The organism is Desulfolutivibrio sp. (genome assembly GCF_036584575.1).
In the GTDB taxonomy this organism is placed as follows: domain Bacteria; phylum Desulfobacterota; class Desulfovibrionia; order Desulfovibrionales; family Desulfovibrionaceae; genus Desulfolutivibrio.
Map to the genome: position 1 here is coordinate 1 of NZ_JAZHDB010000003.1, position 8780 is coordinate 8780.

Here is an 8780-nt window from a genome sequence, read left to right on the forward strand (position 1 = left end):
TGAAATCTCAGCACACATTCAATCCAGATTCCGGCCCTCCCGCAGATGTTCGAGATTCCCCCCGGGCGGGGTACGGGGCGGCAGCCCCGAAGAAGGAGCGAGATGACCAGGGAAATCGTGAAATATCCGCATCCGGTATTGGCCCAGAAGGCAGCGCGGATCGAGGAGATCACGCCGGAGATCATGGCCTTGGCGGGCGACATGGCCGAGACCATGTACGTCAACCAGGGCATCGGCCTGGCCGCCAACCAGGTGGCCGAGCCGGTGCGGCTGATCACCGTGGACATTTCCGGCCCGGACAAACGCGAGGAGCTGTTCGCCCTGGTCAACCCCGAGATCATTATGGCCGAGGGGGAGACGGAGACGGAGGAAGGCTGCCTGAGCGTCAAGGACTACCGGTCCAACGTGGTGCGGGCCGAAAAGGTCCGCGTGCGGGGGCTTGATTTGTCGGGCAACGAGGTGTGCCTCGACGCCGAAGGGCTTTTGGCGGTGTGCCTGCAGCACGAGATCGACCATCTGGAAGGCACGCTTTTCATTGACCGCATAAGCCGCCTGAAAAGGGCCTTATACGATAAAAGGGCAAGAAAATGGGCCAGGAAGGCGGATCAGGACTAAGGGCGGTCTTCATGGGCACGCCGGATTTCGCGGCGGCCGTGTTGCGCGGGGTGCTGGGCGCCGGGGCGTGCCAGGTGGTTGCGGTCTATACCCAGCCCGACCGGCCCTGCGGCCGGGGCCAGGCCTGCCGCCCGGGCCCGGTGAAGACCCTGGCCCTGGAAAAGGGCCTGCCGGTCCTGCAACCGGCGGATTTCAAATCGTCGGACGAGGTGGCCCGACTGGCCACGTTTGAGCCGGACCTGCTGCTGGTGGCGGCCTATGGCATGCTGTTGCCCCAGGCGGTGCTGGACGTGCCGAAGATCATGCCCATAAACGTCCACGCCTCGCTTTTGCCCGGCTATCGCGGCGCGGCCCCGGTGCAGCGGGCCATTTTAAACGGCGACACCGTGACCGGCGCGACCATCATGCGTATGGTGAAAGCCCTGGACGCCGGGCCCATCCTGGCCCAACGGGCGCTGACCATCGGCTTCGACGACGATGCCGGGACGATCCTGTCCCAGATGGCCGCCATGGGGGGGACGCTTCTGGCCGAGACGCTCACCCGGATGGCCGCCGGGCCCATCCTGGAGATCCCCCAGGACGAGTCCCGGGCCAGCTATGCGGCCAAGATCGGCAAGGCCGAGGCCGAGATCCGTTTCGACCGGCCGACCATGGACGTGCATAACCGCATCCGGGCCTTCTCCCCCAAGCCCGGGGCCTTTTTTCACGTCCGGCTGCGGCCGGACGCGCCGCCCCTGCGGGTCATCGCCGCCCCGGGACGGCCGGAATCCGCCCCCGGCGGAACGCCTCCCGAGGGGGCCGGGCCGGGCACGGTGCTGGGGCTTGCGGACGGAAATCTGCGCGTGGCCTGCGCCGACGGGGTCTACCGGATTCCCCGCCTGCGTCCGGCCGGAAAAAAGGAGATGTCGGCCGAGGCCTTCGCCTGCGGCTATCTGGGCAAGTGCCCCGAGGGGGCCTCCCCGGTCTGCGGGCCGGACGACCTGGACACAATGGCCACGACGTGACAACAGACTGTAGGATGGAACACGACGAACCATCGCGAAAGCGCCTGTTCATCGGGCTTATCACCGGCACCTGCCTGGTGGTGTGCGCCGTGTTGGCCCTGTTGTGGATCATCCCCTTCGTGGGCCTCACAAACATCCATCCGACCGCGCCCTGGATCATGGGCGTCCTGCTGGCGGCGCTGATCCTGCTGGTGGCCTGGGCCGGCCTGGGGCTGGCCGTCAGCGTGATCCTGGGCCGCTCGATTCTTTTCTCCGGGCGTCTGCGCGGGGTCACGGCCAAGGTCTTTTTGCCGCTGATGACCCTTTTCGGCCGGATGCTCGGCATCTCCAAGGAACGGGTGCGCGGCTCGTTCATCAAGGTCAACAACGAACTCGTCTCGGCCGACGCCGGGAAATACGAACCGAAGCAGATTCTGGTGCTTTTGCCCCATTGCCTGCAAAACAGCCGCTGCAACCGGCGTCTGACCTACGACATCCAGAACTGCAAACGCTGCGGGAAATGCCCCGTGGCCGGACTGTTGGACCTGGCCGACCACTACGGCACGCATCTGGCCATCGCCACCGGCGGCACCATCGCCCGGCGCATCGTGGTCCAGAAACGGCCCCGCCTGATCCTGGCCGTGGCCTGCGAGCGCGATCTGGCCAGCGGCATCCAGGACACCTACCCCATCCCGGTCTACGGGGTGCTCAACGAACGGCCGCATGGCCCCTGCCTGGACACCACCGTCAGCCTGGCGGCCCTGGAACAGGCCCTGCGCTATTTTCTGAAGGAACTGCCCGAGGGACCGCCGGTGGCGGAGCTTCTGCCCACCCTGGGACGCAGCGGGCTGCGTCCCGGCAGGCGGGCGGGCCGCAAGGCCGAGGCGGCCGCACCCTCCGGGCAGCCTGAATCCGCTGCCCCGGACGCCCCAGATGCTCTGGGGGCTCCGGACGCCCAGGCCGCTTCCGGCGGGCCGGGTTCGTCATGACCGCACAATCCCAAGCCCCCCATCCGGCCGCTTCGAAACAGGCCGCGCCTGCCGCCGCCACAAGCCCCGCCGCTCCCCTCAAGAAAAGCCATGAGACCCCGCCGGCCCGGGCCGCCGCCCTGGAGGCCCTGGCCAAGGCCCTACCGACAGCCGGAAAGCGTCAAAACCGGGCCATGGACCTGCAGGCCGCTCTGGACACGGCCCTGGCGCACAGGGACATGGACCCTCGGGATACGGCCCTGGCCGTGGAACTGGCCTATGGGTTCACCCGGCTGCGCGGCCGCACGGAATTTCTTCTCTCGCGACATTTGAAGAATCCGGCCGGGCTGCCGCCGCCGGTACTTTCCGCCATGGGGCTGGCCGCCCACGAAATCCTTCATCTGGACCGCGTCCCCGCCTACGCCTCGGTGGACTGGGCCGTGGACCGCATCAAGGCCCTGGCCGGGTCGCGGCTGGCCGGGGTGGCCAACGCCGTCCTGCGCCGCATGGCCGACGAGGCCGGGCAGGCGGCGGACATGGACTGCTGCCGCACCCCCGGGGCGGACGCGACCACGGTGCTTTCCCGGTATTATTCCTGCCCGGCCTGGATCGTGGCCATGTGGCGCGCGGCCTACGGCCACGAGACGACGTTGCGTTTTCTGGCCGCCCAGGCCGCACCCCCGCCCACGGGGATTAGGGTCAACGCCCGCAAGCCGAAGGCGGGCGCCCTTTTCAAGACGCTGGCGGCCCTGCCCGGCTGTCTTGTGGCGGCGTTTCCCACCCTGGCCTTTGCCCCGGGCACGGATTTTTCCCACGGCGGCCTGAACCTGGACGCCCTTTTGGCCGCCGGGCGCATTTCCCGGCAATCGGCGGCGGCCCAGCAGGCCCTGGCCGCCCTGCACCCGGACGGCTGGCCCGGCCCGGTCTTCGACGCCTGCGCCGGGCGCGGCGGCAAGACCACGCATCTTCTGGAGGCCACGGACCATGCCGTGTGGGCCGCCGACATCCACCGGGGCAGGCTGCGGGCCCTGCGGGCGGAAACGATCCGTCTGGGGCTGCCGGACATCCCGGTCTTTGCCGCCTCGGCCCTGTGTCCGCCCCTTGGCCGGGCCCCCGGCACGATCCTCTTGGACGCGCCATGTTCGGGGCTTGGGGTGCTGTCGCGGCGGCCCGACGCCAAATGGAAGCGCACCCCGGCTGACGTGGCCGACCTGGCCCGCATCCAGTACGGGCTGTTGCACGTCGCCATGCGGCGCGTGGCCCCGGGCGGGCTGGTGGCCTATGTGACCTGCACCCTGGCCCCGGAGGAAAATCGCGGGCTGGTGGACCGTTTTCTGGCGGAAACCCCCGAGGCCCGGCTGGAAACCCTGTGCGAGGCCGACCCGGCCTCGCCGCTTGGAGAATTTTTCTTCGCCGCCTGTCTGCGCAAACGGGCCTGAGTCCGTCATCCTTTGGCCGAAAAATGCCTTTGCCCGATTGACGGCGGGCGGGGCATATGAAAAAAACAGTCGGCTATGGCGACACAACCGTTTCCCTTTCCGCGCCAGGACCACAAGGAGCCCGCATGAGCTGGCCCCACAAGGATCTGCTCGACGTTTCCCAGCTTTCCCGCGACGATGTGGCCGTGGTCATGAAGACCGCCGCCTCGTTTAGGGAGATCAATTCCCGTCCGGTCAAGAAGGTGCCCACGCTCAAGGGCAGAAGCGTGGTGCTTTTTTTCGCCGAACCGAGCACCCGCACCAAGACCTCCTTCGACATGGCCGGCAAACGCCTGTCCGCCGACACCTTCGCCCTGACCAAGTCCGGCAGCTCCCTGGTCAAGGGGGAAAGCCTCAAAGACACGGTGCTCACGCTTTTGGCCATGAACCCCGACGCCCTCGTCATCCGCCACGGGGAATCCGGCGCGGCCGCCTTTGTGGCCGAGCGGGTGTCCTGTGCGGTGATCAACGCCGGCGACGGCCGCCACGCCCACCCCACCCAGGCCCTGCTCGACGCCTTCACCCTGCTGGAAAAATGGGGGACGCTTGCGGACAAGACCGTGTGCATCCTGGGCGACATCGCCCACAGCCGGGTGGCCCGTTCCAATGTGATCCTTTTGTCCATGCTCGGAGCCAACGTGCGGCTGTGCGGGCCACGCACCCTCTTGCCGCCCTCGGTGGACGGTTGGGGGGTGGAGGTCCATTCCGACCTGAAAAAGGCCGTGGCCGGGGCTCACGCGGTCATGTGCCTGCGTTTGCAGCTTGAGCGCCAGCAGGCCGGGCTTCTGCCGGATCTGCGCGAATACGCCGGGCGCTTTTGCCTGTCTTCGGCCGCGCTCACCGGGGCCGACCCGGACGTGAAGGTGCTGCACCCCGGCCCCATCAACCGGGGCATTGAAATTTCCTCGGAGCTGGCCGACGCGGGGCAAAGCCTCATTCTCGACCAGGTGGCCTCGGGCGTGGCCGTGCGCATGGCCCTTTTGCACCTTTTCATCACCCGCAAGGACCGGGGTGACAAGGAGTAGCCCGTGGCCCTTCCCGATCTCGCCGTCACCAACCTGATCCTTCCCGAGACGCCCCATGCCGTGAACCTGCTGTGCCGCAAGGGACGCGTCCTTGAGGTGCTCCCCCACGTCCCCGGGGCCGTCTTTGAGTCCGCCCTGACCCTCGACGGCCGGGGCCTGACGCTTTTGCCGGGCTTGACCGACGCCCACGCCCATCTGCGCGAACCCGGCCAGGAGTGGAAGGAAGACATCGCCTCGGGCCTGGCGGCGGCTGCCGCCGGGGGGTTTTCCAACGTCATGTGCATGGCCAACACCTCCCCGGTCAATGACACGGCCTCCATCACCGAGCACATGACCAAACGCGCCGCCGAGACCTGGCCGCATGGTCCGCGCCTTTTTCCCATCGGGGCCCTGACCAAGGGGCTTTTGGGCCAGGAGCTGGCCCCCATGGCCGAGCTTCGCCAGGCCGGATGCGTGGCCTTCTCCAACGACGGCCGCCCCGTGGCCGACGCCGAGCTGTTCCGCCACGCCATGGAATACGCCTCGGACCTGGGACTTCGGGTCATCGACCACTGCGAGGAGCCCACCATGGCCCCGGGCGCGGGCATGAACGAAGGGCGGGTGTCCTCGCGCCTGGGCCTGCCCGGCCAGCCCGACGTGGCCGAGGCCATCCAGGTGGCCCGGGACGTGCTTCTGGCCGACTATCTGCGCATCCCCATCCATCTGGCGCACATAAGCTGCCGCCGCTCGGTGGAGATCATCGAGCGGGCCAAGGCCCGGGGCGTGCCGGTCACGGCCGAAACCTGTCCCCATTACCTGCATTTCACCGAGGCCGAGGTGGAGGGCTACAACACGCTGGCCAAGGTCAGCCCGCCGCTGCGCACCCGGGACGACGTGCTGGCGCTGATTCAGGCCCTGCGGGAAGGGGTCATCGACATCCTGGCCACGGACCACGCCCCCCACGCCGCCCACGAGAAGGAAACCCCCTTCGGTGAGGCCCCCTGCGGCATCACGGGCCTTGAGACGGCGCTGTCCCTGTCGTTTGTGCTCACGGACAAGGGCATGCTCGACGCCGCAGACATCGTGCGGCTTTTCTCCACGGCGCCGGCCCGCCTCTTCAAGCTGCCGCACAACACCTTCGCCCCCGGCGACCCCGCTGACTTCGTGCTGTTCGATCCCCGGGAGGCCTGGACGGTCACGCCCGAATCGCTTTTTTCCAAAGGGAAAAACACCCCCTGCCTGGGCCGCACCCTGACCGGACGGGTCAACGCCCACTTCATCGGGGGAAAACCGGTAGTTCTACGCGGGGCCTTCGCCCCGGCCGACCTCGGGTCGGCCGGACGCCCCCCGCACGGGAGGAGTTCATGAATCCGTCTTTCAAGGAAGCCGCAACGCTGTGCAAAACCATCATGCGCAACGGCTACGACGCCTACGTGGTCAACGCCCGCTTGCAGGATAAGGCCCACGGCCAGGGGAGCGTGGAAATCGACATCTGCACGGACATGGCCCTGGCCGACCTGCAAAAGATTTTCCCCACGGTCGAGGCCACCCAGACCGACACGGCCTTCGCCGTCTTTCGTTCCGAGTCGGGGATCATTTTCTTCTATCCGGCGGACACCGAGGACGGCTCCCATCCCGAGGACTGCGTGGCCATGGTCACCCCGAGACTCCTTAAGAAACTTCAGGATACCGGGGAAATCCCCTTGCATCTGGCCTGTCCCTATCTGCCGCGCCCCAAGGAGCTCCACGACGGGTTCGCCGACCTGGAATCCGGCGAGATACGCCTCGTGGGCATCCCCGACCAGACCCTGCGCCAGAACTATCTGCGCGCCGTGCGGGCCTTGCGCTTCTCCGCCAACTACAACCTGCCCATCGAGCACAACACCTGGATGGCCATTTTGCGGGCCGCGCGCCGGGTGCTCGACTACGCCTCCACCAACGACATCATCGACGAATGGCGTAAGGTCGAGGCCGAAAACATGGCCGCCTTCGTCAGGCTGCTCTACGAATCCATGATCCTGCACGGGCTCATCCCGGAACTGGCGGCCATGGCCCGCATCCGGCAGCAGAAAAACGAGACCGAGGAAGAAACCGTCTTCGACCACACCCTGGAGGTCATGGCCCACTATCCCCAGGAGCTGCCCTACGACTGGTACGGCGCCCTGGCCTGCCTGTTCCACGACGTGGGCAAGCTACACACGGCGGAATTCTTCGACGGCCGCTGGACCTTCTACCAGCACCACCGGGTGGGCGCGAAGGTCACCCGCAAGATCCTCTCCAGGCTGCACTTTCCTCCCGAGGAGACCGACTTGGTGTGCTTTCTGGTGCGCCACCACATGCGCTTCCACTTCATGCTCACCGACCGGGGCATCCGCCGCTTCAAGGCCCTGGACGAATATCCGCGCCTGATCGAAATGGTGCGCGCCGACATCAAGGCCCGGGGCGGCAGCTACAAAGAGTTCAACCACAACATGAAAATGCTGGACCGCTCGGACACCCCGGAGGACATGCTCGAACCGCTGTTAAACGGCGGCCGGATCATGCAGCTCACGGGCTTAAAGCCCGGCCCCGCCGTGGGGCTTTTACGCGACGCCCTGCTCAAGGCCCAGATCTCCGGCGATGTGACGAACGTGGACGAGGCCGTGGCCTTCGTCGCCCGGCACAGCGCCGCCGACAGCCTGTAAACCGCGTCGGGCCGGGCAGGGGTATGTGCCCCTGCCCGGCCCGCCTTGCCGCAAACACGCCGAGTCCCAGCCCCCGCAGGCAACCTCCCCCCCTTCGTCACGGCGACAGCTTCCGACGCCAGCGGGGTTCCGACCCCGCCTGCTTCATTTTCTCAAAAAATGAGACGCCCCGGCGGCCGAAGCGGGGGCATGGCGCACTGGCGCAGGCCCCCACGGCGTCCCGCAAGGGAGCGCGTCAGCCGGGACGCATCCCCTAGGCTACCCCCTTCCGTGCCATCCCCTCAAGAAAAGACTTCTTTCGCGTGGTTGTTCGTCGCACGATCCGGGCACGCCGCGTCCGAGGGCGCGAGGCTAGCGGATGTAGCTCGGCAGGTTGAGGAACAGGTCGCGGGTGTAGGAGGTCATCTTGTCCATGAGCCAGGGAAAGGTCAGCAAAAGGGCCAGGAACATGGACAGGATCTTTGGCACGAAGGTAAGCGTCATCTCCTGGATCTGGGTGGCGGATTGCAGGATGCTGACGAACACGCCCACCACGAGGCTCACGGCCAGCATGGGCAGGGCCATGAACAGGGCCAGCTCGATGGCCTCGCGGGCGATGGCGATAACGGTTTCCGGGGTCATGAGGCTGTTCCTTTCGGCCATAGGGCCGGTCAAAGGGCGAAACTGTTGACCAGGGAGCCGGTCAGAAGCGTCCAGCCGTCCACCAGGATGAACAAGAGCAGCTTAAACGGCATGGAAACCATGGCCGGGGGCAGCATCATCATGCCCATGGCCAAAAGGATGCTGGAAACCACCATGTCCAGGACCAGAAACGGGATGTAGATGAGAAAGCCGATGGTGAAGCCGGTCTTGAGCTCGCTGATCATGTAGGCGGCGGCGAGCATGACGGTCGGCACCTGATCGCGGTTGTCAGGGCGTTCCATCTTGGTGATGGTGTAGAAAATGGAGAGATCCTTCTCCCGGGTGTGCTTGAAGAGAAAGGCGCGCAGGGGAACCTCGGCCTTCTTTGCGGCGTCCCCGAGGGAGATTTCCTCACGCATATAGGGCT

The 8780-nt window shown here is 66.7% G+C and carries 8 protein-coding genes and 1 pseudogene; 7 read left to right on the forward strand and 2 right to left on the reverse strand.

All coding sequences use genetic code 11. From position 1 onward, the window contains the following. The first annotated feature begins 102 nt into the window (after positions 1-102). The 7 genes from def (at position 103) to V3572_RS00295 (ending at position 7732) form a co-directional block, all read left to right on the forward strand. Positions 103-615: a peptide deformylase gene (gene def, locus V3572_RS00265; protein WP_332108959.1), complete on the forward strand. Its 513-nt coding sequence runs from the start codon at positions 103-105 to the stop codon at positions 613-615. An 11-nt stretch (positions 616-626) separates the two neighbouring features. Then, a complete protein-coding gene (gene fmt / locus V3572_RS00270; protein ID WP_332108960.1) occupies positions 627-1619 on the forward strand; it encodes a methionyl-tRNA formyltransferase in 993 nt (330 codons plus the stop codon). Between the two features lie 14 nt (positions 1620-1633). After that, positions 1634-2587, forward strand: coding sequence for a DUF116 domain-containing protein (locus V3572_RS00275; protein WP_332108961.1), 954 nt, complete (start codon positions 1634-1636; stop codon positions 2585-2587). Further along, a complete protein-coding gene (locus V3572_RS00280) occupies positions 2584-4005 on the forward strand; it encodes an RsmB/NOP family class I SAM-dependent RNA methyltransferase (protein WP_332108962.1) in 1422 nt (473 codons plus the stop codon). Before V3572_RS00275 ends, V3572_RS00280 begins: the two co-directional genes overlap by 4 nt. Before the next feature lie 125 nt (positions 4006-4130). Beyond that, entirely contained in the window at positions 4131-5069 is a 939-nt protein-coding gene (locus tag V3572_RS00285; protein ID WP_332108963.1) for an aspartate carbamoyltransferase catalytic subunit, read from the forward strand. Between the two features lie 3 nt (positions 5070-5072). Beyond that, the gene (locus V3572_RS00290; protein ID WP_332108964.1) at positions 5073-6416 is read left to right on the forward strand and encodes a dihydroorotase; all 1344 of its coding nucleotides are present in this window, start codon (positions 5073-5075) and stop codon (positions 6414-6416) included. Then, positions 6413-7732: an HDIG domain-containing metalloprotein gene (locus V3572_RS00295; RefSeq protein WP_332108965.1), complete on the forward strand. Its 1320-nt coding sequence runs from the start codon at positions 6413-6415 to the stop codon at positions 7730-7732. The genes V3572_RS00290 and V3572_RS00295 overlap by 4 nt, the downstream gene beginning before the upstream one ends. Positions 7733-8083: 351 nt before the next feature. Here the strand turns inward: V3572_RS00295 and fliQ are convergent, their stop codons facing one another. Beyond that, the gene (gene fliQ / locus V3572_RS00300; protein WP_332108967.1) at positions 8084-8353 is read right to left on the reverse strand and encodes a flagellar biosynthesis protein FliQ; all 270 of its coding nucleotides are present in this window, start codon (positions 8351-8353) and stop codon (positions 8084-8086) included. A 29-nt stretch (positions 8354-8382) separates the two neighbouring features. Continuing rightward, a pseudogene (locus V3572_RS00305) lies at positions 8383-8780 on the reverse strand (flagellar type III secretion system pore protein FliP); the annotation flags it as partial.